Genomic DNA, 23,726 nt, shown 5'->3' on the forward strand with positions numbered 1-23,726 from the left:
TCCTTCACCTGTTGGTGGTGTTGTTGGATTCTCTCCACCAGTTTCCTTATCATCATCGTTCTTCTTCGTTATATCAATTGCATATTTAGCAAATTCATTTTCAGATGGTCCAACATATGATATTTTTCCATCTTTCTTTATATACTTTTGTGCATTTGGTGAAGAATCGAATGTTGTATGTAATTTATCGGCAACAATCGGTTTAAACGTCCAATTTTTATCTGCTGCTGGATCAATAACTGGTGTTTCTTGCATATACTTCACAATAATTTGACGCGTTTCATCTTGTGACTGGTATACAACTTCCCCTTTACTTACACCTGGGAACGTTTGGCTGCTTCCGCGATAGTTATTTGTAGCGACGATGAACTCTTGATTGTCAGCTACTGGCTTCCCTTCATATGTCATATTTACAATACGATTCGTATTTGCATTTACAACTTTTCCATCTTTATCGTATTTCGCCGGTTGTGTTACATCAATTTCGTATTTTAAGCCATCTAAAATATCGAAGTTATATGTAGGATAGCCTATATTTACTAACGGCTGTTCTTCTGTTTTCTTTGGATCAATTTGATTAAACTGACCTGCAGACATTTCAAGCCATTCTTTCACTTGTGCCCCATTTACTTTTACAGCATATAACGTATTTGGATATACATATAAATCTGCTACGTTTTTAATTGCTAACGTTCCAGCTGGAATATCCGTATAATATGTAGCACCGTTTCGGCCACCTGCTTTAAATGGTGCTCCTGCAGATAAAACTGGAATTCCTTTATATTTGCTGTACTGTCCATTTTCAGCAAATAACTTTTCTACATACCATTTTTGTGCATTTGTCACAAGTTGTACAGAAGGATCATCCTGTACTAATGAGAAATAACTATTAATTGGCGCTGTCGTTTTTCCTACGGCAGTATTCACATAATCAATTGTCGCTTGGTGATCATCTTTAATTTCATTAACTAAATTTTGATCAGATTGTACAAGTGGGTTTCCTTTACTATCAGCAATCGGACGAAGTTGCGGCTTCGATTGCTCTTTTTGTACTTCCCATTTTCCATTTACTTTTTTCAATTGCATATCAATAATGCCTAAGTTACTTCCAAAGACACCAGGCATTACAACTGGAACACCATTAAATACGTCCTTCACTTCAGTATGTGAATGTCCCATTAATACTGCATCTACACCAGGAACTTCTGTTAAATAATACGATGCGTTTTCCATGCCAACGTTGTATCCACTCTTATCAACACCTGAATGTGCTAGTGCAACGATAACATCTGCACCTTCTGCTTTCATTTTTGGCACCATTTTTTTCGCTGTTTCAACTATATCTTTTGCTTTCACTTTTCCTTCTAAATTTGCTTTATCCCAGTTCATAACTTGAGGTGGAACAAACCCCATTACGCCAATTTTCACTTTTTGTTTTTGACCTGATTCATCTTCTACTTCTTTTTCAAAAACATGATATGGTTTAAAGTAATTTTGATCATTCTCTTCATTATTATCTTTATCATCTTTATAGACGTTTGAGTTAATAACCGGGAATTCTGTTTTACTAATTACTTTGTTTAAATAATCTAAACCGTAGTTAAATTCATGATTCCCAAGAGAGATGACGTCATACTTCATTAAATTCATTAAACGATATAATGGGTGTGTATAACTAGGATCCACAGGCTTCTTCGGATCATTTATTTTATTCGCTACATAATCTCCAAGCGGTGTCCCTTGTAATGCATCCCCATCATCAAATAGGACAGAGTTCTTCGCTTCTTCACGCGCTTTATTCACAAGTGTTGCAGTTTGCACGAGACCTACCTTATTATCTGTTTTCGTTTGATAATAATCGTAATTCATTAAGTTAACGTGAATATCTGATGTTTCTAGAATTCGTAAGTTAACCGTACTCTCCCCAGTTTGCTCATCCGCATGAGCTGTTGCTGGCAATACTTGCGGCGCTATAACACCAATAGCAAGAGTTGCTCCAGCTAGCATTTTTTTTGACTTTTTCACAAAAAATCCCCCTTATACAATTACCAAAAATAATGAAATGAATCCGTCTCTAATCACATACCTTTTTTCTTCTATTGGAGATAAGATTTTCATTTCATCCTGCGCTAATGAGTAGTCCTCTTAAACGCTCGATTGGTGAGATTTTACTCATCGGGAAATAAAGCCCTACTAATTAAAATTTCACCTTATCTGACATTATCATATATAATGTACTTTCATATCGTCAATATTTTTTGACATACTTCTACAAATTTTCTGTAAAGTTATTGTAAACTTTTCATAAACATATAATATGCCCTTACATTGTTAATACTGCTGAATATGATACAATTACCAATTACAAGGAGGATGAATTTATGAAAAAAGTCATCTTAACAATTGTTTGTCTCCTCCTTCTAATCATTTCTTATTCTTATTTTGAAAAGAACGATGAGACAAAACAAAATGAACCCGAAGAAAAAACAGAAAAAACATCTACTCCAAGTTGGATTGATAAGCAAACAAACGATTCCTTTTATCATCTCGTACTAGGTGATTCGCTCGCCAAAGGATATGGATCGACACAAGGCGGATTTGCTGAATTAGCCTCTAAACAAATAGAAGCACAAATTCATAAACCAATTACTGTAGAAAACCTTGGGATAAACGGTCTTACAACAGATCGTCTCGCTAAAAAAGTTCAATCAGAAGATGTAAAGCAAAAAATTAGAGCAGCCAATATTATTACAATTAATATTGGGGGAAATAATTTGTTTCGCTTAAATCGTGATGTCGGTGTTATAGACGGTATTAAAATGTTAAATAAAGAAAAAGCTCATTTTGAAGCAGATGTAAAAAATATTGTAAAGACAGTCCGAGATCAAAATCCGCATGCTTTACTCATTCTTTCTGAACTCTATAACCCGTTACAACTCGATGACTCCATCGCAAGTTATGCAGATATGTTTTTAGACGGCTGGAATGAATCCGTTTATTCCATTGCAAAAGCAAATCAACCATCTATCGTTTTACCAATTCGCAAATTAATATCGAATGATAAGAAAGAATTACTCTTTGACCAAGTACACCCAAATGATAAAGGCTATTCGATTATTGCCGATTCCTTTACAAAAAAAGTGTTGGCCTACAAATATTAAAATCCGCATGAAACAATTCTATTTTTATAACATGTCTTTTTTGTTACAATGAGAGTGGAAGGGGGCCTTTATATGGAATCACGCGAGTGGGAACGTATTGTTGATCATCTTCTTTCGCTAGTGCCTCTTTTTTATCGCAAATTTATGCTTCCTGGAGAATTTTCTTCTCAAAGACATATGCCGCCATCACATACACAAGTATTACTGCTTCTGCATGAAAATGGCACATTAGCAGTTTCCGAAATCGGCAAGCGGCTAGCGATTTCACGGCCTAACATGACACCTCTATTAAACAAACTGATCCAAGAAGAACTAATAGAGCGTCATTATAGCGAAAAAGATCGACGGGTCATTTTAATTTCCCTGACAGCTGAAGGGAAATTGTTAGTAAATCAGTATCAACAATTCATTTTAGACAAATTAAAAGAAAATTTCCAAACGTTATCTGAGGAAGAACGTGAAAAACTCATTCACTCTCTTCAAACCATTCAAAATTTAATTTTGAAAACAAACGTATAAAGCTGCTTCAAATAGAAGCAGCTTTATGATTCGTAATAATTACCATAGTATACATTTGAATATGGCCATGTCGTTAAATACGGTTTATGTTCTTGCGTAGGCTGTTGTTGTGGTATTTGCTGAAATTGTTGCTGTTGATACACTCCAACTTGCTGCCTCATATCATTTACTGGATAATAATTTGTATATGGGTATACTTGAGGTACATAGTAATAATACATTCATTCTCTCCCCCTTTTTCTTAAACATATTCAAAGTAGGAAATGAATGTGCCATTCTTTATATTTGTACGAGTGGTTCTCTCACTTTTTTCTTTCTATTCTTCAAACGTAACTTACGGTTCTTTTCATACAAATAATGCACAACAAAATATGAAACTACACCAAACACACCCCCTAAAATCGTCATTCCAATTAATACATACACTTCACTCTGTAATAAGCTCTTTAATATCGTAAAAATGTGACTCGAAAACAAGTCCGATATCGTAAAGGGTTCATGATGTATTTTTTGTACATGAAATGGATAAATCATTTTTCCTAACGCATAAGCAAATGGAAATAAAAATACCGGTAAAAATGATATTTTCCCGATAATATTGCCAATCACCGCAGCAGGAAAAGATCCCTTTGCTAACCTGACGATTGGATAAAATATTAAATAGACGAGCGATGCTGTATATATAACCAACATCTCTAAACCAAAACCAATCGCAAAACCTAACGATACTTTCTTCGCCCCTTCTGGTGATCGAAGCAACTTATAATATTGAAACTTTAATATTCTCCACATCCGCTGAAAAAACGAATATGTTTTCTTAGTTGTTTTCAAATTCATCATCTCTTTAACTATATTTTTTTATCTAGTATGTCCTTACATGATATGAAAAACAAATTTAGTTTACTCTTTTTATTATAAATGATATAAAGATGGTTAACCAAATATACATACGACATTTCAATATAAAAAAGCACACCTCCAGTTATTTATATCTAACAACTGGGGTGTACATCCTTTAGGAAAGCTCTTCTACATTTTTAAATAAACTTACTAATAATGCTTTTTGCGCATGCAATCGATTACCAGCTTGCTCAAAAACGATAGACTGTGGTCCATCTATAATTTCTCCTGTTACTTCTTCTTCACGATGGGCAGGTAAACAGTGTAAGAAACGATATGTTTGTTTCGCATGCGTAACAAGTTCTTTATTGATTTGGTACGGTTGAAATAAAGTATATTTCTCTTCTTCTCCCTCTTGCCCCATGCTCATCCAAACGTCAGTATAAATGAAATCTGCTTCATTCACCGCTAGTTCAGGGTTATGCAAAATTTCAATTTTCGCTCCTGTTTCTTCAGCAATCGCTAACGCTTTTTTTACAATCTTCTCATTCGGTTCATATCCTACAGGCGTTGCAACAGTCATATGCATTCCGACTTTTGCACTCGCTAACAACAATGAATGACATACATTATTTCCATCACCTACGTAAGCCAATTTTATTCCTTTAAATGTATTTGTTTCTTCATATATTGTCATTAGGTCTGCCAATGCTTGACAAGGATGATGATCGTCAGTTAAACCGTTAATAACAGGAATGCTCGATTCTTTCGCAAGCTCTTCTACATCCGCGTGTGAGAATGTACGTATCATGATCCCGTCAATATAATGAGACAATACTTTTGCAGTATCTGAAACGGTTTCTCCTCTTCCCATTTGCATCTCTTTCCCATTTAAAAACATGCCATGTCCCCCGAGCTGTACCATTCCTGCTTCAAAAGATACGCGAGTACGAGTTGAATGTTTATCAAAGATAAGCCCTAATATTTTGCCCTGTAATAAAGGCTCCTGCTTATTCTTTTTTAAATATATAGCGAATTCAATTAATGAAATGATTTCTTCTTGCGTCAATTCTTCTAAAGTTAAAAGGTCTTTCGTATTTAATTTCGGTACTTGTACAGTTGACATGAAACTTCCCCCTTATATAATTGATACGTTTTTTGTACAAACTACTTTTTTTATCATATATACTGCCTGTTCTAATTCTTCATTCGTCACAATAAGTGGTGGTAATAGTCTTATAACATTAGGCCCTGCTTGTAATACGAGAAGTCCCTCTTTTTCTAGTTGTTCTATAAAACTTGCAACTTCATGCGTACATTTAATTCCAACCATAAGCCCCTTACCACGTATATTTTGAATACATTCGACATGTCGTAATTCCTCTTGCAACTTCTGTAATACGTATTCGCCCTTTTCCTTTACTTCTTTTAAAAACGATGGTTTCTTAGTTATTTGCAATACTTCTTTCGCTGCAGCCATTGCAATATAATTTCCACCAAACGTTGAACCGTGTGATCCTGCAGGAAACGATGTTCCAAGTTCTTTCCGGCCCATCATTGCTCCAACTGGAATGCCATTTCCAAGCGCTTTAGCGGTAGTAACGATATGAGGTGTTATTCCCATTTGTTCGTAAGCAAATAATGTCCCAGTTCTTCCAATTCCAGTTTGTACTTCATCTATAATAAATAAGGAACCGGACTTCTTACATAATGCTTCAATCGCTTTCAAAAAAGATAGATCAGCAGGTATGACTCCTCCCTCTCCTTGAACAACTTCTACCATTACTGCCGCAACTTCTTCATTCATTACCTCTTCCAATACCTTAATATCGTTAAAAGGAATATGTAAAAAAGATGGAAGTAATGGACCAAATCCTTCTTTCACTTTATTTTGCCCCGTCGCACTCATCGTTCCAAATGTTCTACCGTGAAAAGACTGCTCACACGTTACGACGAGAGATTTTCCAGTATGCTTACGGGCTAACTTCAAAGCTGCTTCATTCGCCTCTGCCCCGCTATTACAGAAGAACACATAATCTAATGCTGTGTTTTCTGTTAATAATGACGCGACTTCTTCTTGTAAGCTGTTTGTAAACAGGTTAGATATATGCCATATTTCATGCAGTTGCTCTTGTACAGCTTTCATAACAGTAGGGTGACAATGCCCTAAATTACATACGCCAATTCCCGATGTAAAATCTAAATATTGCTTACCGTTATGATCAATAACTTTCGTTCCCTTTCCCTTTACAAACTCACTCTTTCTTCTTCCATACGTTTGAAAAAGATGACTTGTCATGCAATACTCACACCCCTCGTTACCGTCGTTCCGATACACTCACCTGTAACCTCGGTAAAATCCTTCGTCCCATTTACGATACTAACCTTTTGCACTCCCATTTTTAATGATGCTAGTGCTGCCTGTACTTTCGGAATCATCCCACCGGTAATAACTCCTTTTTCTATTAAATTCACAATTTCAAATTCATCCGTTTTCTTTAGTAACTTTCCTTCATGTAATACCCCATCTACATCTGTAATAAAAATGAGTTCTTTTGCAGATAATGCAGCCGCAATTCCAGCTGCGGCGGTATCCGCATTTATGTTATAAATCTCATTATCTTTTATGCCGACCGGAGCAATAACAGGAATATAATTCATATTTATTAATCCTTTTAGTAAGGCCGTTTCGACATAACTTACTTCTCCCACATATCCTATCTCCTCACTGACAGGTTGAACTTGAAGTAACTTGCCATCACACCCTGAGCAACCTACCGCAAGTAAATTATGCTTTTGTAAATTCATTACGAGTTTTTTATTCGTACTTCCGCATAGCACCATTTGAACAATATCCATAACTTCTTTTGGTGTTACTCGTAATCCATCTTTTTTTTCTACGTTGATGTTACAATCTTTTAATTTGGCATCAATTTCTGGGCCACCACCATGAACAATCACTACTTTATACTTCTGTTGTAATTTCTTTATACAATCAAAAAACACATCATGTAATTGATTCAACATACTACCGCCGCATTTCACTACAATATAATCGCTCATCTTCCCTCTCCTTATGTACGATAACAAGCGTTTATTTTCACATATTCATAGCTTAAGTCACAGCCCCAAGCTGATCCTGTCTCTTCTCCTAAATGTAAATTCACATCAATCATAATTTCATGTTCTTGTAATCTCATTTTCATTTCCTCTTCAGAAAACATTTGAGGTTCACTATTTTTCAGCACTGCAATAGATTGAAGAGTAATATCAATTGTATTTGGGTTAATCGCGACTTCACTTTGTCCAATGCTACTAATAATTCGCCCCCAGTTTGGATCTTCACCATGTATTGCTGTTTTCACAAGACTCGAACCGACTATTTGCTTTGCAATTTTCTTTGCCTCTTCATTCGTTCGAGCTCCTAACACATTTACTTCTATTAACTTCGTAGCGCCCTCACCATCTTGTGCGATTTTTTTCGCTAAATCTTCACATACCTTCTGTAAAGCAAATACGAAAGTTTCCCAATCTGCATGTTCCATATTGATTGGTTTCGTTTCTGATAATCCACTTGCCATAACGATGACCATATCATTCGTAGAAGTATCTCCATCTACCGTAATTTGATTGAATGTATGATTTGTGATTTGTGATAATGCTGTTTGTAATACGTCATGCTCTATATGAGCGTCTGTCGTAATAAAACTTAGCATCGTTGCCATATTTGGATGAATCATCCCTGAACCTTTCGCAACACCAGCAATCAGCACCTTCTTCCCATCAATCACCATTTCATAGCAAGTTTCTTTCGTTATAAGATCCGTCGTTAAGATCGCTTCAGAAAAAGAATGAGCTTCCCTTTCTTCCTTCGCCGGGATAAGAGTAGCAATCCCATTTCGGATTATATCCATCGGCAGCGGAACACCAATTACACCTGTTGAAGCTACTGCAACATAATTTTCTTTCAATCCAAAATGTTCTGCTCCTAATGCACGCATCTCGTAAGCATCTTGTAATCCTTTCATTCCTGTACAAGCATTTGCATTTCCACTATTAACGATAATAGCTTGTAATTTCCCCTCAGTCGCTATACTATCCTTCGTTACTTGCAAGGGTGCTGCTTGTATTTGATTTGTTGTATAAACAGCAGCACATGATGCTGGTGTTTCACAAACGATTGCCCCTAAATCCTTTTTCTCCTTTTTCAGACCAATTGCAGTGCCAATGGCCAAGAAACCTTTTGGAGTTACAATCGAACCATTTTCTAATTTTGTAATAGACGCTACTTTAATCATCATGTCCCCCTTATAAATAAAGCGGCATATGTTGTAAACCAGTTGTTTCTTCTAGTCCCGCTACTATATTTGCATTTTGAATTGCTTGCCCAGCCGCACCTTTCATCATATTGTCTATAACAGAAACGACGGTCACTCTTTCTGTTCTTTCATCGTAAGCTATCCCCATATCACAATAATTTGAGCCCCTCACTTCTTTCGGACTTGGAAACTCTCCTTGCGTACGAATTCGAATGAAAGGCGATTGTTCATACGTTTCTTCATATAATTTTTGAAGTTGTTCTATTTCCATTTCTCGTTTTACTTTCGCATAAAGTGTAACCATAATTCCCCGTGATATCGGTATTAAATGTGTACTAAACGTGATTGGCTTCGTCTCCCTATTCCACTCCGCAAGCATTTGCTCGATCTCAGGAACGTGTTGATGCTCATTTACTTTATAAATACGTAAGTTATCGTATAACTCAGGAAAGTGAGTCATCGTTGTTGGCGTTTTGCCTGCTCCAGATACTCCTGATTTCGCATCAATAATAATTGAATCTTCTTCAATTATGCCGCTACGAACTAACGGTAATATCGCTAATAATGTAGCTGTAGCAAAACAACCTGGGTTTGCAATTAAATTTGCCTTTTGAATTTCGGACCTTTTCCATTCACTTAACCCATACACAGCTTCCCTAAGGACTCCTTCTTTTGCAGCTGTCCTTTTATACCACTGTTCATATATGAAAGGATCTTTCATACGAAAGTCTCCAGATAGGTCAATTACTTTTAAACCTACTGCTAATAATTTTGGAGTTAGCTCTGCTGATACTCCTGCCGGGGTTGCCAAAAATACAATTTCTGCTTCTTTCACTATTTCCTCCGCATCAATTTCTTGTAACGTATGAACAAGAACATTTTGAAAATGCGGATATACATTTGTTATACACTCGCCAACTTTGGAAAAAGAATGAAGAGATGCTATCGAAAAATATGGATGTTGCTCTAATAACCGAATTAACTCAATACCCCCATACCCAGTTGCTCCAATAATCGCGACTTTCATATGCTCCTCCTCATATCGATTCTTTAAATTAAGTATGATTATAATATTGTATATTTATAGAGTCAATTAAATATTTATAAATTTCATAAACTTAAAAAACTTAATTTTACTAGAAAAACAATATACACAACAGAATTTTTATACACAAATATTGCATAGTAGTTTTTTCATTTCACTTCAAGTACAATAAAACAATACATACGTACATACAGGCGGGGAAAACATGAATGAAAAATTAATTGAGAAAATGATTATAAAAAGTTTTCAGCAATATCAATGTAATCCTATGTCAAATGAGGATCAGGAAATGCTTGTTAAACATATTCAAACGATCATTCATTCAAATACTAAAATTGATGTATACGAGGCGGTTGAGGATATCGTTTACGATTATGTAACTGGAAAATAAAAAAACAGGAGATTTCCATATGGAAATCTCCTATTTTTTACTTAATGATTTGCCTGCTACGCGCTCAAATAAACCTGGGAATAAAGCATAAAGTTTTGGACCAATGCCCATCCATTTCGGTAAGTTTATTTCACGCTTTTTCGTTTGCATCGATTTTACAATTTGCTCTGCTACATATGTTGGTTTTAACATGTATCGTCCCATATTTTTCACATATGTACCGGATTGATCAGCTATTTCAAAAAAGTTTGTATCTATCGGACCTGGATTAATCGCTGTTACGAAAATATTTGTACTAGATAACTCCATGCGTAAACTATTCGTAAATCCTAGTACTGCATGTTTCGTCGCTGCATACGCACTCGATTTCGGAGTTGCAATTTTCCCAGCAAGTGAAGCAACATTAATAATATGTCCTTCGTTTCTTTTCACCATATAAGGTAGTACCGCTTTCGTACAAGCTACTAATCCAAATACATTTACTTGGAACATATCTTTCACTTCATCCATTGATGCATCTTCAAATGTTTTAAAAATACCAAATCCCGCATTGTTTACTAATATATCAATACGTCCTACCTCTTGTAATACTTTTGAAAAAACAGATTGTACTTCCGTCTCTGCACTTACATCTAATACATAATAATAGCAAGGCGTATTATAAGTTTCTTTAATTTTGTCTACTAACGCTTTTAATTTCTCTTCTGTTCTAGCCATTAATACTGGAGTCGCCCCCTGCTCTGCAACTTGCATTGCAACTTGCTCTCCAATTCCACTAGAAGCACCTGTAATGACGATTACTTTATTTTGTAAACGTCCCGTCATTGCTGTCACCTACTTTGCATAATAAATCAATTGTTGCGAAGATTCATCAATCATCACTTGTTGATTATATGCTAAAAAGTCTAATTGTCCAACCGTTTCTGAAATAGTAAGTGGCAATTGTTCCTTATACAATACTGGAAATAGTTTTACACATACTTCAAATGCTGTCATTGGTTTTTCCTTTAATAACTCAAGCACTTTAAATGCACGTGTTTCTTGCTTTTGTAATCTCGTTTCAATAAGTTGTTTCACATTTAGAACATCTTCTCCATGTCCTGATAAAATGCGTGAAATATTCATTTCACTTAAACGCTTTAACGTTTGATTATATTGTAATAACGGGCGCGCCCTTTCTGTTTGTCCTTCATATGGTGGTTCTAATATTGGATTCGAAGAAATATGACTAATGAGAGCATCCCCTCCAATTAGTATTCCATCAGATTCTCTATATAATGAAATATGAGTGGAAGCATGACCTGGTGTTTCAATTACTGTAAAACCAGGCATTGAATCAATACGATCTCCCTCTCTCACAGTATGCGTTAGCGATCTATTACAAGAATATTTCAGTGTCCTTGTCGTCAATAAAGCCTCGTCTTTCAAAAATGCTGCTGGAACACCAAATTGTAAAGCCGTCTCTCTAAAAAACTCATGATATCGCTTTAAAAATTCTGGATTTTGCGTGATCCACGGCTCATTCCAAGGGTGTCCAATAATGTTCGTCTTCTCAGAAAATATATTTAAAAGCCCACAATGATCTGCATGATGATGCGTAATAACTACTGTTTTAATATCTTCTATCGTATATCCTAATGTACCTAACTGACTTTCTAACACATTTCTTGCCTCTTCTGTATTCGTCCCTGTATCAATTAATGTTAATGTCTCCCCCTCAACTAAAAACACATTCACAGTTTCAACTGCAAATGGCACAGGAATCTCCATTCGGTGAATCGCCGTCATGCTTAGCCCCCCCTGTCTCTTTCCGGTTCAAAAATGAATACTTCTTCAGTTTACAACTTCCTTATATATTTGTCATTATTTTCAGATAAAAAGAGGTGTTTCCTAGAAAAAAACGAATGTATGTACATTTATAAGAATTTCTAACCAAAATTAAAGGAGGAACATCATGTCTATTCAAAACATTTCCTTTCTCGGTGCGGGCTCTATTGCCGAAGCGATTATTGGTGGCTTGTTACATGCAAATGTTGTGAAAGGCGAACAAATTACTGTAAGTAATCGTTCTAATGAGACAAGGTTACAGGAGCTACATAACAAATACGGTGTCAAAGGTACACATAATAAAAAAGAACTACTTACTAATACAAATATTCTTTTTCTAGCAATGAAGCCAAAAGATGTTGCAGAAGCGCTTACCCCTTTTAAAGAAGACATACATAATAACCTGCTTATTATTTCGTTATTAGCAGGTGTTTCTACTCATTCAATTAGAAATCTACTTCAAAAAGACGTTCCGATTATTCGTGCCATGCCAAATACATCTGCAGCTATTTTAAAATCAGCTACTGCTATCTCACCTTCAAAACATGCAACAAAGGAACATATTCAAACTGCCATAGCTTTATTTGAAACGATCGGTCTCGTCTCTGTTGTAGAGGAAGAAGATATGCATGCTGTCACTGCATTATCCGGAAGCGGGCCTGCTTATATTTATTACGTAGTAGAAGCGATGGAAGAAGCTGCAAAAAAAATCGGTTTAAAAGAAGATGTTGCAAAGTCACTTATTCTCCAAACGATGATTGGTGCTGCTGAAATGCTAAAAGCAAGTGAAAAACACCCGTCTATTTTGCGAAAGGAAATTACCTCTCCTGGTGGAACGACCGAAGCGGGCATTGAAGTATTACAAGAACACCAATTTCAACAAGCGCTTATTTCTTGTATTACACAGGCAGCGCAACGATCACATAATCTTGGGAAAACGTTAGAACAATTAACAAAAGAAAAATAAAAAATGGAGCTCAATCTTACTTGAGCTCCATTTTTTATAAACATATATTTTTAGTTATTCGTCTTCCCAAAAATCTCTTCTTGCAGACGGCGTCCAGTCGGTGTTGCTGCAAGTCCACCTTCAGCTGTTTCACGAAGTGCTACTGGCATCGTTTGTCCGATTCTAAACATCGCCTCAATTACTTCATCACATGGAATAGTACTCGTTACACCAGCTAATGCTAAATCAGCTGAAATCATCGCATTTGCAGCTCCTGCTGCATTACGTTTTACGCAAGGTACTTCTACAAGTCCTGCAACAGGATCACATACTAAACCAAGCATGTTCTTTAATGAAATTGCCATCGCTGTAGCTGCTTGCTCTTGTGTTCCACCAGCCATTTCAACTGCAGCTGCAGCTGCCATTCCACTTGCTGAACCAACTTCAGCTTGGCATCCTCCCGCTGCACCAGAAATACAAGCGTTATTCGCAACAACCATACCGAAAGCTCCCGCTGTAAATAAGAATTCAATCATTTCTTCACGTGTAGGCTGCAATTTTTCTCTTAGTGCAAATAGTACACCTGGCACTGTTCCAGCAGACCCTGCTGTTGGTGTTGCACAAATAATTCCCATCGCTGCGTTTACTTCATTTGTTGCAACAGCTTTACTCACTGCGTCCAAAATCGTATCTCCAGATAAGCCTTTTCCACTCTTCATATACGCCTGAACTTTTACAGCATCTCCACCAGTTAAACCAGTTGGTGATTTCACTCCGCGAATACCACGTTCTACCGCTTGCTCCATCACGACTAAGTTCTTTTCCATACCAGCAATTACTTCTTCACGTGAAATACTTCTTGTTTCCATTTCACATTGAATCATAATTTCTGCGATTTTTACATTTTGTTCTTTAGCTTGCGCCACTAGTTCCGCTGCGTTCCGAAACATGGTGTGTCCCCCCTGCAATTATTCCATAATAGTTACTTGACAAATATTTTGTTGCGCTTTTATTTCTTCAATCACTTCATCTGCTAATATTTCATCTGTTTCGATGACCATAAGCGCTCTTCTTCCTTTTTCTTTACGAGAAACACTCATTGTACTAATGTTAATCTCATGTTTCGCAAGGATTGAAGCTACTGCTGCAATAGCACCGAAGCGATCGTTATTTACAATAAGTAGTGCTGGACTCGTGCCAGATAATTGAAGATCGAATCCGTTTAATTCTACAACTTCAATTTTACCGCCACCAATTGAGCAAGCAACAACTTCAATTTCTTCTTCATCTTTATACAAACGAATTCTCGCTGTATTTGGGTGAGGTGCATTGGCATCCTCTTCAATGAATTCCACTTCAATTTCGCGCTCTTTTGCTATCTCTAGCGCCTCTGGAATACGTAAGTCATCTGTTTCAAACCCTAATATCCCACCTATTAGCGCTACATCTGTACCATGCCCACGATACGTCTTTGCAAATGATCCATATAATGAAATGCTTACTCTTTCTGGTTCATGACGAAACAGCTGGCGAGCAACTTGCCCCATTCTTGCTGCGCCTGCTGTATGTGAACTTGATGGACCAATCATAACTGGACCGATAATATCAAATACTGAGCGATACTTCATCATAACTCCCCCTAAACCTCTATGAAAAAATTTTTTACTATTCTATTAAGCTACCAAATCGGTTGCTTTTCCAGTTGTACTACGAATTTGTTCCGCTATACGAATTGGATCGTTTTTGAATAACAATGAAACAATCTATCCTGAAATAATACTAGTTGTCATAATAAATAAGAAACTTAGCATTACCTTCATTTAAAAATAATATAAGCTAATCCACAATAAAGTCTGGTAGCAATCCAAAGTTTAACACAGAACCACTTACAAGGATAGCATAAACAAGTGAAACTATAATCAGTGGGAGTTTTGTCCATTCCCAATAATTATTAGCCCACAACAATCGTGCTTTTACGAGCAGTTATCTCTCGCCTAAATTCCTCGCATTCGCGAATTTTGAGGTAGAGTCTTACTGCCCATTAAAGTGGGATAAATTATAATCTGCCCTCATTATAACTTGTTTTTAATAAAACGCTTACTTTTAATGAATTTTAAAAGTTCTGAATAAAATTCCGTTTTTGCTATTTGTATCATTCGTATGTCGTCTGACTTGTATAACAGTTTTTCTAAATAATCGATACTATGTATTTTTATCCTATATCTTCACATCATTAAAACTTTCTGTTTCATCTAATATAAGCATAAAATGATAACAGTTTTATTTTATTTTTTTCGAAAAAAAATGGCAACCTCTCGTCGCCATTTTTTCATATCATTATTATCTTTCTACTGGAAATGATTTTAAATCCGTTGCTATTTCTGTATTAGAAAATAGCTCTCTTGCCTCTTTCAATAATTCCTTATACGTATCCCCTTGATAACGAGAACTAATATGAGTCAATATTAATCGTTTTGCATTTGCCTGAAGTGCAATACTCGCAGCTTGCTTAGATGTGGAATGAAAATAATCATACGCTTGTTGTTCATCTTCTGCCGCAAAAGTTGCTTCATGAACTAGTACGTCAGCGTCTTGTGCCAGCTCTCTACTCGCTTCACAAAATCTTGTATCACCTAAAATGGTAATAATTCTTCCTTTTTGAGGTGGGCCGATAAAATCTTGTCCGTTTAGTATCGTACCATTTTCCAATTCAACCACTTCTCCATCTTTTAAACGCTTAAAGAGTGGACCTGGTTTCACACCCATCTCCAGCAATTTATCGACTAAAAGGGCGCCTTGTATATCTTTCTCTATAATACGATACCCAAAACATTCAATACCGTGTGACAATCTTTTCGTTTCCACATGAAATTCATTATCTTCAAACACAGTACCTTCTTCTGTTATCTCAACAATTTCAAGTGGGTATTTTACATGTGTCGTACTTACTGATAATGCTACTTCAATAAATTGTTTAATTCCTTTTGGTCCATACACTGTTAAAGGTGTAGTCCCTCCTTGAAACGAACGGCTTCCTAATAAGCCAGGCAATCCAAAAATATGATCACCATGTAAATGCGTAATAAATATTTTTTCAATGCGGCGTGGACGTACTGATGTATGTAATATTTGATGTTGCGTCGCCTCGCCACAATCAAATAACCAAGTTTGTCCTCGTTCTTCTAACAATTGCAAAGCAATTGCTGAAACGTTCCTTCCTTTCGAAGGAACACCTGCACCAGTTCCTAAAAATACAAATTCCACTTTCTTTCCTCCAGCTCTTTATATAATCTACCTTTCATCTTACGGAATGTTATTTCAAATGGCAAATCGAATTTACACAACCAATCATCTAGACAACTATATATCACGAACATTATACTCAAAAAACTTGGATATCGTTCGTGTTTTATGTTAAAATGATTATACTACATTTTAAGGGAGCGTTTTATTATGAAAGAAGCATTTCGTTTACAAACTGATTTTTCATCTTCATTTGATCGCTGGGTAAGTTCTTTCGTGTCTGATCACCCAGCACAATTAGAATGGACGACTTTGAAAGAGTTAATCCATGAATATACAACAACACATACAAATGATTCGTTACCAACATATATTTCTTCAGCTCTAACATATTATGCACAACGCGTTTCAACTGCAAACAGTTCAGAGATTGTTATTTTTGAAAATGCTACAATCTCATAATCTATAACAAAAAGCACTGTGATCAGTGCTTTTTATTTATGTTCATTACAATATTTATTTTCCAACCTTATTTCAAAAAAACTCCGCTTATTTCCTACTATATAGCCAAGATAAATCTATTTGAGTTTTCAAAAAATATGTTGACACTACAAAATTTCAGTGCTAACATTCAACATGTAATTGAATATGGTCTCTGTTAGGTGAGGCTCCTGTATAGAGAAACGCTGCTGCCCAAAAATGTCGAGAGACGCCAATGGGTCAACAAGAAAGGTCGGAATGAAGGCCTTTTTTAACGTAGCTGGTTTCAGTACCTATGCTATACAGTGCTAAAACTCAACGAGGGAGAGGTGCATGTATTTTGTCATACACAAAAACTGTTTTGATTTATGCTTACTATCAGTCTTTGTTGTGGACTCTTTTAACTGTGAATTCAGACCTTTACTCGTTTTGAGTAAAGGTCTTTTTACGTCTATATGCACCTTACTATGAAACAAACATAGCATATTCAGAAACTACTAAATTGTACGGAGGTGAGGAACAGTTGGCAATTGATGATTCGGCCCAGATACCCATATGTTTTACGTTAATATTTCATCATGTAGGTAGGAAAGAAACTGTTCCTCCTAATTTTAAATAGTCGAGTAACAGCTTGTTTCCTCCTTCATGAAAAAGGAGGAACTACCGATGTTAAATTTACAAAGACAAGAAACGAAACATTCATACGATCAAGATTGTATGAAAACAAATAACAAATTATTAGTGGAAGTCGCAACGCAGGATGCAAACAAAGCGTTACGACTTTTAGAAACAACAGAAAATGGACTCTCTAAAGAAGAAGCGTCTCGTAGACTTTCTTTATATGGCCTTAATGAAATAGCTCATAATAAAACATCACCGTGGTACATTCAATTTCTACTGGCATTTAAAAATCCATTTATTTTTGTTTTATTAGCTCTCGGCGCACTTTCTTTTTTCACAGATGACATACAAGGAACTATTGTCGTCTCTGTAATGGTAATGCTAAGTGCAACGATTCGCTTTTTACAAGAATTTCGTTCTCAAAAAGCTGCGGATCAGTTAAAGGCTATGGTTCGAACAACGGCGAGTGTCTTTAGAATAGATGGATTTGTACACGAAACAAAAAATGTAAAAATTTTGAAACAAACTGATACAACGGAAATTCCAATTGAGGAACTTGTACCTGGCGATATTATTTCACTTTCAGCCGGAGACATTGTTCCAGCTGATGTGCGTATTTTATCGGCTAAAGATTTATTTGTGAACCAATCTTCTTTAACAGGAGAAGCACTTCCTGTAGAAAAATACGAAAACTGCTACCATACAGAAAATAAACATCTATTACCGAAAAGCACGAAAAAAAATTACAATCCACTCGATATGGAAAATCTTTGCTTCATGGGGACAAATATTGTAAGTGGTAGCGCAAGAGCGGTTGTCATCTCCACAAGTACTGATACGTATTTTGGCTCTTTAGCAAATAAAGTAATCGGTAAGCGCGTAGAAACAAGCTTTGATAAAGGTGTAAACAAAGTAAGCTGGCTCTTAATTACATTCATGCTTATTATGGCACCTATCGTTCTTCTCATTAACGGATTCACAAAAGGGGATTGGCAAGAAGCTTTCTTCTTTGCTATTGCAATCGCAGTTGGTCTAACACCTGAAATGTTACCAATGATTGTGACTGCTAATTTAGCTAAAGGTGCCGTTAACATGTCTAAACAGAAAGTAATTGTAAAACAACTGAATTCTATTCAAAACTTAGGTGCTATGAACATTCTTTGTACCGATAAAACAGGAACTTTAACAGAAGATAAAGTTGTACTTGTTCGGCACTTAGATCCTAATGGTAATACATGTAATCGTGTATTACACTTTGCCTATTTAAATAGCTTCTATCAAACAGGATTGAAAAATTTAATAGATAAAGCCGTTATAAAACATACAGAAGAAAAGCAAAAATTTGATCCATCTGTTTTTCAAAAACTAGATGAAATTCCATTTGACTTTGCTCGTCGGCGTATGTCCGTCATTGTAAAAGACAATTCAGGTGAACATACAATGGTCTGTAAAGGGGCTGTAGAAGAAATTTTATCTATTTGCAACTACACTGAAATAGATGGCAAAATTGCTTCTCTTACCGATGACATGCGCTTACATGTAAAACAACTAAGTGAGACTTTGAATAGTGAAGGTATGCGCGTTATTGCTGTAGCTTATAAAAAAAATAGACCAACAAATAATAAAGAGTACGCCGTACAAGATGAAAATGATATGATTCTCGCTGGATATATTGGCTTTTTAGATCCACCGAAACCATCTGCCGCTACTGCCATTCAAGCATTACAAAAACATGGTGTACAAGTAAAAATTTTAACTGGTGATAACGAAATCGTGACAAAAAAGGTATGTAAAGAAGTTGGATTAAATATTGGCGAGCCTATCCTTGGTTACGAAATCGATGCTTTACCTGATAAAGCATTAGCAAAGCTAGCCGAAGAAACAACTGTTTTTGCTAAACTAAATCCAATGCAAAAATCTCGCATTATACGAGTATTACAAGGAAACGGACACACTGTAGGTTATATGGGAGATGGCATTAACGACGCCGTAGCGTTACGGGAAGCTGACGTTGGCATATCTGTTGATACTGCAACTGATATTGCAAAAGAGTCTTCCGATATTATTCTACTTGAAAAAAGTTTAATGATATTAGAAGCAGGTATTTTAGAAGGGCGCACTACATTCGGTAATATTTTGAAATACATTAAAATGACAGCGAGCTCTAACTTCGGAAATGTATTTAGTGTGTTAGTAGCAAGTGCCTTCATTCCTTTCTTGCCGATGCTTGCCATTCACCTTTTAATTCAAAACTTACTTTATGATATTTCACAACTGTCTATCCCATGGGACAAAATGGATAAAGAGTTTTTAGAAAAACCAAGAAAATGGGATACTGCAAATTTACGGAACTTCATTATTTGCATCGGTCCCATTAGTTCCATATTTGATATCATCACCTATGTGGTCATGTGGAACGTCTTCGATGCAAATACAGCTAGCGAACAATCATTATTCCAATCTGGTTGGTTTGTCGTTGGATTGCTAACACAAACTTTAATTGTTCACATGATAAGAACACAGAAGATTCCATTTATTCAAAGTACTGCATCAGTACCGGTTCTTTTATTAACCGCTTGTATTATGGTAATTGGAATTTATATTCCATTCTCGCCACTTGGAGCAGCCGTTGGATTACAAGCATTACCACTTAGCTATTTCCCTTGGTTAGTAGGAATACTATTAGGCTATGCTTTCTTAACACAGTTCCTAAAAAAAATTTATATTAAAAAGTTTCATAGCTGGTTATAAAAATGAGAATGAGCGGGTGCTTCCCGCTCATTCTCAAAAATATAACTTGGACTTATATGTATGGAGGTGACCATGATGGTATGGTATGACATTGTACTAAGATTATTTATTGCAATTATTGTAGGTGCTTGCATCGGAATGGAACGACAATGGAGACATAGGATGGCTGGGCTACGGACAAATGCTCTCGTATCACTTGGTGCCTGTATATTTGTTTTATTATCCGTCATGATTGATCACGATGCTAGCCCTTCACGTATTGCCGCTCAAGTCGTCAGTGGGATTGGTTTTTTAGGAGGCGGCGTTATTATCCGTGATGGTTTTAGTATTAGGGGGCTTAATACTGCGGCTACCCTATGGTGCGCAGCTGCTGTTGGTACTCTTACAGGCGCTGGTTTCCTCATTGCAGCTATATTAGGTGCATCTGGCGTTTTACTAGCAAACATACTACTTCGTCCAATCGCTCTCTTTATGAATCAGAAATCAAAAGAAGAATCACCTGAACAAACGAACTACTTACTTTCTCTTACTTGTTCAGAAGAACATGAAGCCCATATTCGTTTTTTACTTATGCATATGGTAAGTTCTGAAGGCATTGGTTTAAAAGAATTGTATAGTGAGGACGTAAACTCTAATCAAAAAGTGTGTATACAAGCGACATTACACTGCAACACAAATACAGCAGTCTTAATTGAAAAAATAGTGAGCAGAATGCTATTAGAATCTGGCGTTACTGCAGCTGGTTGGAAAACTTCATTAGATTTAGAAGCAAGTTGAACATGAAAGGTGTCATGATATTTACAGCTTCATGACACCTTCTACATAAACTTATTTTCTAATTTTTGCTGAAAAGACTTTTCTTGCTTACGTAATAATTGACTACCTCGTTGTAAAAGCGGCATTCCATACTTATCATTAATTTGATCAATGACAGCAAGTAGCGGCTCTTCTTTCGCATCTTCTTCAAATGAAAACAAATCTAATTGCTTCACCGATTCAGTCTTCCACTCTATTTCAGTAGCTGTAACACCTAATAAACGAACGGAATCGCCGTCCCAATGTTGCTTCCATAAACGAGAGGCCGCTTGAAAAATATCTCGTTCTTCCCAAATGGCATTTTTCAATTGCTTACTCCTCGTTACTGTCCGCCTATCATGATATTTAATCATAATCTGAATATTATAGCTGACAAGCGTTCGCTTTTGTAATCTTTTACTCACTGATTTTGATAGCCTTTCTAACATATCAAGTAATTCTTTTTCTTCATCCATATCCTTTGAAAAAGTCATCGAATTACCAACGCTTTTATGTTGTCCCATTTGACTCGGATCAACTTCTCTATCATCCACACCTTTTGCCCGCCTTTGTAAATCAACACCATGCTTTCCAATTTTAGCGCGAATGATATGTTCATTTCCTTTTGCTAACTGTTCAATTGTTTGTATATGAATATCTTTTAATTTCTCAGCTGTTTTTTCTCCAATTCCATGCATCGCTCCAACCGGAAGCGGCCAAATCATTTCTGGAATATCTCGTTTTCGGAGCACGGTAATACCGAGAGGCTTTTTCATATCAGAAGCTGTTTTTGCTAGGAAAAGGTTTGGAGCAATTCCGATGCTACACGGCAACTGTAACTCTGCTAATAACGCTTGCTGAATCATCTTTGCTATTTCAAGAGGCGAACCGAGTGCGTAACAATCTGTAATATCTAAATATCCCTCATCTATTGATACTGGTTGTATTTTTTCCGTAAAACGGGAAAGGATTTGAAACATTTGAAATGAAGCTTCACGATATAATGTAAAATTAGGGCGCCTTACAACTAATTGTGGACATAACCTTTTTGCTTCCCAAAGTGGCATCGTTGTACGTATTCCATATTCTCTCGCCTCATAACTACATGTGATGATAATTCCTTTTCTTTCTTTTTCATTTCCAGCAACCGCTAACGGCTTCCCCTGTAATGATGGGTCATGAGCAATTTCAACAGATGCGAAAAAACAATTCATATCTACATGTAAAATAACACGACCTTTTTTGGGATACATTTCTCGCATAGTACTCACTCCCTCCAAAGAACATTTGTTCCTTCATTATACCAAATTCATGTACAATATAATAATTACTTATTCTTTTTATCCTTATTTTTGCTATACTTAATATACATATGGATATTTTTGTAAAAGGAGTGATCTATTATGAAATCAAACAGTAACCTCAATTATACATTTCTCGTTATTATATTAATCATCTTAATTAATTATTTATTACTCCCTATTTTTGATATTAACGTAGCAAGGATTCTTCCAAGTCTACTAGGTATTATAACAAAGGACATACTGCCATGGATTTTCTTGTATTGGCTTATCCGCCTTGTAAAAGCAATCGAATCAAAATAAAAAGCGTGTAAATCAGTTGTGATTTACACGCTTTTTCTATTATATTACTTCGCTACTTCTTCAATAATTGCAACAACTAATTCTGCTGTTTTCGCTAATTCTTCAACAGGAATCTTTTCATTTGTTGTATGAATTTCTTCATAACCAACTGCTAAGTTAACTGTTGGAATACCGTGTCCTGCAATTACGTTTGCATCACTTCCGCCACCACTTTGGTGAAGAGAAGGTGTACGACCAATTGTTTCAGCTGCACGTTTTGCAACTTCTACAACGTGATCGCCATCAGCAAATTTAAATCCCGGATACATAACGTTTACTTCAACGTCTGCATGACCGCCCATTTCTTTTGCAGTTGTTTCAAATGCTTCTTTCATTTTCGCAACTTGCGCTTCCATTTTTTCATTGATTAAAGAACGCGCTTCTGCAAAGATTTGTACGTGATCGCAAACGATATTCGTTTGTGTACCACCTTCAAAACGTCCAATATTTGCAGTTGTTTCAGAATCAATACGGCCAAGTGGCATTTTCGCAATTGCTTTCGCTGCGATAGTAATTGCAGATACACCTTTTTCTGGTGCTACACCAGCATGAGCTGTTTTCCCGCGAATAATCGCATTCACTTTCGCTTGTGTTGGAGCTGCAACAACGATTTCACCAACTTTTCCATCGCTATCTAATGCGTAACCGTATTTCGCAGTAATGCGCTCACGATCTAATGCTTTTGCACCAACAAGACCAGATTCTTCTCCAACTGTAATAATAAATTCAATTGTACCATGAGGGATATTTTTCTCTTTTAAAACACGGATTGCTTCGAACATGGATGCTAATCCTGCTTTATCATCTGCACCTAAAATCGTAGTACCATCTGATACGATATATCCATCTTTAATAGAAGGCTTAATTCCATTACCAGGAACTACTGTATCCATATGAGAAGTAAAGTAAATTGTATCAACACCATCTTTTGTTGCTGGTAATGTACAAATTAAGTTACCTGCACCATGCCCAGTAACAGCCATTGTGTCATCTTCAAATACTTCTACACCTAAATCTGTAAATTTCTTTGTTAATACTTTGCAAATTTCTGCTTCAAATTTCGTTTCAGAATCTACTTGTACTAACTCCATAAATTCATTTACTAAACGTTCTTGATTAATCATAAGACTGCGCCTCCTGCACTA

Annotated in this window: 23 protein-coding genes, 1 pseudogene and 1 riboswitch; of the genes and pseudogenes, 8 read left to right on the top strand and 16 right to left on the bottom strand. The window is 36.2% G+C overall.

The genetic code is table 11. The features are described from left to right. Positions 1–2,025, bottom strand: a 2,025-nt coding sequence (gene cpdB / locus MR079_RS15470; protein WP_242294234.1) for a bifunctional 2',3'-cyclic-nucleotide 2'-phosphodiesterase/3'-nucleotidase, incomplete at its 3' end; no start/stop codon positions are given. Between the two features lie 356 nt (positions 2,026–2,381). On the opposite strand from cpdB, the gene MR079_RS15475 reads away from it, so the two are divergent. Continuing rightward, positions 2,382–3,161, top strand: coding sequence for a GDSL-type esterase/lipase family protein (locus MR079_RS15475; protein ID WP_139866762.1), 780 nt, complete (start codon positions 2,382–2,384; stop codon positions 3,159–3,161). 72 nt (positions 3,162–3,233) lie between these two features. Further along, positions 3,234–3,680: a MarR family winged helix-turn-helix transcriptional regulator gene (locus MR079_RS15480; protein WP_000445819.1), complete on the top strand. Its 447-nt coding sequence runs from the start codon at positions 3,234–3,236 to the stop codon at positions 3,678–3,680. A 23-nt stretch (positions 3,681–3,703) separates the two neighbouring features. On the opposite strand, the gene MR079_RS15485 is transcribed toward MR079_RS15480, so the two are convergent. From MR079_RS15485 to argC, 7 genes are all read right to left on the bottom strand, one after another. Next, positions 3,704–3,901 carry a hypothetical protein gene (locus tag MR079_RS15485; RefSeq protein WP_100634243.1) on the bottom strand — a complete coding sequence of 66 codons (198 nt, stop codon included), beginning with the start codon at positions 3,899–3,901 and terminating at the stop codon, positions 3,704–3,706. Positions 3,902–3,959: 58 nt separating this feature from the next. Next, entirely contained in the window at positions 3,960–4,520 is a 561-nt protein-coding gene (locus tag MR079_RS15490) for a DUF2062 domain-containing protein (protein ID WP_139866760.1), read from the bottom strand. A gap of 175 nt (positions 4,521–4,695) precedes the next feature. Further along, positions 4,696–5,646 carry an ornithine carbamoyltransferase gene (gene argF / locus MR079_RS15495; RefSeq protein ID WP_139866758.1) on the bottom strand — a complete coding sequence of 317 codons (951 nt, stop codon included), beginning with the start codon at positions 5,644–5,646 and terminating at the stop codon, positions 4,696–4,698. Between the two features lie 12 nt (positions 5,647–5,658). After that, positions 5,659–6,819 carry an acetylornithine transaminase gene (locus tag MR079_RS15500; RefSeq protein ID WP_242294235.1) on the bottom strand — a complete coding sequence of 387 codons (1,161 nt, stop codon included), beginning with the start codon at positions 6,817–6,819 and terminating at the stop codon, positions 5,659–5,661. After that, positions 6,816–7,583, bottom strand: a complete 768-nt coding sequence (gene argB, locus MR079_RS15505; protein ID WP_242294236.1) for an acetylglutamate kinase — start codon at positions 7,581–7,583, stop codon at positions 6,816–6,818. Before argB ends, MR079_RS15500 begins: the two co-directional genes overlap by 4 nt. A gap of 11 nt (positions 7,584–7,594) precedes the next feature. After that, a complete protein-coding gene (argJ, locus tag MR079_RS15510; RefSeq protein ID WP_242294237.1) occupies positions 7,595–8,818 on the bottom strand; it encodes a bifunctional glutamate N-acetyltransferase/amino-acid acetyltransferase ArgJ in 1,224 nt (407 codons plus the stop codon). A 10-nt stretch (positions 8,819–8,828) separates the two neighbouring features. Next, positions 8,829–9,866: an N-acetyl-gamma-glutamyl-phosphate reductase gene (gene argC / locus MR079_RS15515; RefSeq protein ID WP_242294238.1), complete on the bottom strand. Its 1,038-nt coding sequence runs from the start codon at positions 9,864–9,866 to the stop codon at positions 8,829–8,831. 223 nt (positions 9,867–10,089) lie between these two features. On the opposite strand from argC, the gene MR079_RS15520 reads away from it, so the two are divergent. Further along, entirely contained in the window at positions 10,090–10,275 is a 186-nt protein-coding gene (locus MR079_RS15520) for a YqzH family protein (RefSeq protein WP_046197857.1), read from the top strand. A 30-nt stretch (positions 10,276–10,305) separates the two neighbouring features. Here MR079_RS15520 and MR079_RS15525 read toward each other — a convergent pair whose 3' ends face one another. Both MR079_RS15525 and MR079_RS15530 read right to left on the bottom strand, forming a co-directional pair. After that, positions 10,306–11,100, bottom strand: a complete 795-nt coding sequence (locus MR079_RS15525) for an SDR family NAD(P)-dependent oxidoreductase (protein WP_242294239.1) — start codon at positions 11,098–11,100, stop codon at positions 10,306–10,308. A gap of 9 nt (positions 11,101–11,109) precedes the next feature. Next, entirely contained in the window at positions 11,110–12,063 is a 954-nt protein-coding gene (locus tag MR079_RS15530; protein ID WP_242294240.1) for an MBL fold metallo-hydrolase, read from the bottom strand. Between the two features lie 166 nt (positions 12,064–12,229). Here MR079_RS15530 and proI point away from each other — a divergent pair, with 166 nt between their 5' ends. Continuing rightward, the gene (proI, locus tag MR079_RS15535) at positions 12,230–13,069 is read left to right on the top strand and encodes a pyrroline-5-carboxylate reductase ProI (RefSeq protein ID WP_044793839.1); all 840 of its coding nucleotides are present in this window, start codon (positions 12,230–12,232) and stop codon (positions 13,067–13,069) included. A 50-nt stretch (positions 13,070–13,119) separates the two neighbouring features. Here the strand turns inward: proI and sdaAA are convergent, their stop codons facing one another. The 4 genes and pseudogenes from sdaAA to rnz form a co-directional block, all read right to left on the bottom strand. Then, positions 13,120–13,998 carry an L-serine ammonia-lyase, iron-sulfur-dependent, subunit alpha gene (gene sdaAA, locus MR079_RS15540; RefSeq protein WP_000489463.1) on the bottom strand — a complete coding sequence of 293 codons (879 nt, stop codon included), beginning with the start codon at positions 13,996–13,998 and terminating at the stop codon, positions 13,120–13,122. 18 nt (positions 13,999–14,016) lie between these two features. Then, positions 14,017–14,676 carry an L-serine ammonia-lyase, iron-sulfur-dependent subunit beta gene (gene sdaAB / locus MR079_RS15545; RefSeq protein WP_242294241.1) on the bottom strand — a complete coding sequence of 220 codons (660 nt, stop codon included), beginning with the start codon at positions 14,674–14,676 and terminating at the stop codon, positions 14,017–14,019. A 79-nt stretch (positions 14,677–14,755) separates the two neighbouring features. After that, positions 14,756–15,013: pseudogene (locus MR079_RS15550) on the bottom strand (hypothetical protein). A 375-nt stretch (positions 15,014–15,388) separates the two neighbouring features. Continuing rightward, on the bottom strand, positions 15,389–16,312 hold the full coding sequence (rnz, locus tag MR079_RS15555; protein WP_000397447.1) for a ribonuclease Z: 924 nt from the start codon (positions 16,310–16,312) through the stop codon (positions 15,389–15,391). Positions 16,313–16,501: 189 nt separating this feature from the next. Here rnz and MR079_RS15560 point away from each other — a divergent pair, with 189 nt between their 5' ends. The 3 genes from MR079_RS15560 to MR079_RS15570 all read left to right on the top strand — a co-directional run bounded on the left by MR079_RS15560 (position 16,502) and on the right by MR079_RS15570 (position 20,920). Beyond that, the gene (locus MR079_RS15560) at positions 16,502–16,753 is read left to right on the top strand and encodes a DUF3932 family protein (RefSeq protein WP_000656492.1); all 252 of its coding nucleotides are present in this window, start codon (positions 16,502–16,504) and stop codon (positions 16,751–16,753) included. A 185-nt stretch (positions 16,754–16,938) separates the two neighbouring features. After that, positions 16,939–17,106: riboswitch (M-box (ykoK) riboswitch) on the top strand. Between the two features lie 331 nt (positions 17,107–17,437). Next, positions 17,438–20,143, top strand: coding sequence for a magnesium-translocating P-type ATPase (gene mgtA, locus MR079_RS15565; RefSeq protein WP_139866744.1), 2,706 nt, complete (start codon positions 17,438–17,440; stop codon positions 20,141–20,143). Between the two features lie 75 nt (positions 20,144–20,218). After that, the gene (locus MR079_RS15570; RefSeq protein WP_139866742.1) at positions 20,219–20,920 is read left to right on the top strand and encodes an MgtC/SapB family protein; all 702 of its coding nucleotides are present in this window, start codon (positions 20,219–20,221) and stop codon (positions 20,918–20,920) included. Between the two features lie 41 nt (positions 20,921–20,961). Here MR079_RS15570 and MR079_RS15575 read toward each other — a convergent pair whose 3' ends face one another. Beyond that, positions 20,962–22,200 carry a DNA polymerase IV gene (locus MR079_RS15575; protein WP_139866740.1) on the bottom strand — a complete coding sequence of 413 codons (1,239 nt, stop codon included), beginning with the start codon at positions 22,198–22,200 and terminating at the stop codon, positions 20,962–20,964. A 141-nt stretch (positions 22,201–22,341) separates the two neighbouring features. Between MR079_RS15575 and MR079_RS15580 the strand changes: the two genes are divergently transcribed. Next, the gene (locus MR079_RS15580) at positions 22,342–22,542 is read left to right on the top strand and encodes a hypothetical protein (RefSeq protein WP_242294242.1); all 201 of its coding nucleotides are present in this window, start codon (positions 22,342–22,344) and stop codon (positions 22,540–22,542) included. A 44-nt stretch (positions 22,543–22,586) separates the two neighbouring features. Here MR079_RS15580 and MR079_RS15585 read toward each other — a convergent pair whose 3' ends face one another. Then, positions 22,587–23,705, bottom strand: a complete 1,119-nt coding sequence (locus MR079_RS15585) for a tripeptidase T (protein ID WP_139866736.1) — start codon at positions 23,703–23,705, stop codon at positions 22,587–22,589. Positions 23,706–23,726: the final 21 nt, after the last annotated feature.

The sequence above is a fragment of the Bacillus cereus group sp. BfR-BA-01381 genome (assembly GCF_022663555.1).
In the GTDB taxonomy this organism is placed as follows: Bacteria; Bacillota; Bacilli; order Bacillales; family Bacillaceae_G; genus Bacillus_A; species Bacillus_A pacificus.

Coding starts and splice junctions, on each gene's coding strand:
- MR079_RS15475 (WP_139866762.1), top strand. CDS start 2,382: ATGAAAAAAGTCATCTTAACAATTGTTTGTCTCCTCCTTCTAATCATT.
- MR079_RS15480 (WP_000445819.1), top strand. CDS start 3,234: ATGGAATCACGCGAGTGGGAACGTATTGTTGATCATCTTCTTTCGCTA.
- MR079_RS15485 (WP_100634243.1), bottom strand. CDS start 3,901: ATGTATTATTACTATGTACCTCAAGTATACCCATATACAAATTATTAT.
- MR079_RS15490 (WP_139866760.1), bottom strand. CDS start 4,520: ATGATGAATTTGAAAACAACTAAGAAAACATATTCGTTTTTTCAGCGG.
- argF (WP_139866758.1), bottom strand. CDS start 5,646: ATGTCAACTGTACAAGTACCGAAATTAAATACGAAAGACCTTTTAACT.
- MR079_RS15500 (WP_242294235.1), bottom strand. CDS start 6,819: ATGACAAGTCATCTTTTTCAAACGTATGGAAGAAGAAAGAGTGAGTTT.
- argB (WP_242294236.1), bottom strand. CDS start 7,583: ATGAGCGATTATATTGTAGTGAAATGCGGCGGTAGTATGTTGAATCAA.
- argJ (WP_242294237.1), bottom strand. CDS start 8,818: ATGATTAAAGTAGCGTCTATTACAAAATTAGAAAATGGTTCGATTGTA.
- argC (WP_242294238.1), bottom strand. CDS start 9,866: ATGAAAGTCGCGATTATTGGAGCAACTGGGTATGGGGGTATTGAGTTA.
- MR079_RS15520 (WP_046197857.1), top strand. CDS start 10,090: ATGAATGAAAAATTAATTGAGAAAATGATTATAAAAAGTTTTCAGCAA.
- MR079_RS15525 (WP_242294239.1), bottom strand. CDS start 11,100: ATGACGGGACGTTTACAAAATAAAGTAATCGTCATTACAGGTGCTTCT.
- MR079_RS15530 (WP_242294240.1), bottom strand. CDS start 12,063: ATGACGGCGATTCACCGAATGGAGATTCCTGTGCCATTTGCAGTTGAA.
- proI (WP_044793839.1), top strand. CDS start 12,230: ATGTCTATTCAAAACATTTCCTTTCTCGGTGCGGGCTCTATTGCCGAA.
- sdaAA (WP_000489463.1), bottom strand. CDS start 13,998: ATGTTTCGGAACGCAGCGGAACTAGTGGCGCAAGCTAAAGAACAAAAT.
- sdaAB (WP_242294241.1), bottom strand. CDS start 14,676: ATGAAGTATCGCTCAGTATTTGATATTATCGGTCCAGTTATGATTGGT.
- MR079_RS15560 (WP_000656492.1), top strand. CDS start 16,502: ATGAAAGAAGCATTTCGTTTACAAACTGATTTTTCATCTTCATTTGAT.
- mgtA (WP_139866744.1), top strand. CDS start 17,438: ATGTTAAATTTACAAAGACAAGAAACGAAACATTCATACGATCAAGAT.
- MR079_RS15570 (WP_139866742.1), top strand. CDS start 20,219: ATGGTATGGTATGACATTGTACTAAGATTATTTATTGCAATTATTGTA.
- MR079_RS15575 (WP_139866740.1), bottom strand. CDS start 22,200: ATGCGAGAAATGTATCCCAAAAAAGGTCGTGTTATTTTACATGTAGAT.
- MR079_RS15580 (WP_242294242.1), top strand. CDS start 22,342: ATGAAATCAAACAGTAACCTCAATTATACATTTCTCGTTATTATATTA.
- MR079_RS15585 (WP_139866736.1), bottom strand. CDS start 23,705: ATGATTAATCAAGAACGTTTAGTAAATGAATTTATGGAGTTAGTACAA.